A 272-nucleotide genomic window follows, 5' to 3' on the forward strand; every position below is an offset into this window, starting at 1 on the left:
CGTGCCATCGACGACAGGTTGGCCGTCTTCGCTTCGCGCAGCGCGCCGGCCGCGTGGCGCTGGATCGTGTCGTGTTCCTGTTCGAGCCGGCGTCTCACGCGCCCGCGCTCCGCGTGCGCATGCTCGAGCGCGGCCTGCGCGGCATACTGTTCCGCGTCGCGCTGGGCGCGGTACAGCGCGTAGTTGCCGCCATACGCGCGCACGCCGTGCGGCGTCAGTTCGACGATGAGGCCGCCGTAAGGCAGGAATTTCGGACGTAGCAGGGGGTTGGT

General features: G+C 70.2%; 1 pseudogene. It reads right to left on the reverse strand.

The annotated features are described in order from the left end of the window. Positions 1–272: pseudogene (locus SB751_RS30625) on the reverse strand (hypothetical protein); the annotation flags it as partial.

Origin of the sequence: Cupriavidus sp. SIMBA_020 (assembly GCF_046535395.1) — a bacterium.
Classification (GTDB): Bacteria; Pseudomonadota; Gammaproteobacteria; order Burkholderiales; family Burkholderiaceae; genus Cupriavidus; species Cupriavidus campinensis.